This window comes from Profundicola chukchiensis (assembly GCF_029664245.1).
Lineage (GTDB): Bacteria > Bacteroidota > Bacteroidia > Flavobacteriales > Weeksellaceae > Profundicola > Profundicola chukchiensis.
Genome location: NZ_JANAIE010000106.1, coordinates 1 through 208 on the forward strand (window position 1 = coordinate 1; position 208 = coordinate 208).

Consider the following 208-nt stretch of genomic DNA (forward strand, 5'->3'; position numbering starts at 1 on the left):
GCTGATCGAGGTGGCGCCGGGCCAACCGCCGCTGCTGATGTTCGTCGACGAGATTCCGCCAAAAGGACAGCCGCTCTGGGTGGTGCATCAAAGCTATGAACGGCCGCGACACGATCCCCAGGGGCCGGATACGGGCGGGGTGATCTGCTTCATTCCCGGTACCCGCATCGCGACGCCGGACGGTCCGCGGCTGATCGAGGAGTTGCGC

At 66.3% G+C, this 208-nt stretch carries 1 protein-coding gene; it reads left to right on the forward strand.

What is annotated here, in order from left to right:
- A partial coding sequence (locus tag NLM59_RS11835; protein WP_304417983.1) for a hypothetical protein occupies window positions 1-208 on the forward strand: 208 nt, incomplete at both ends.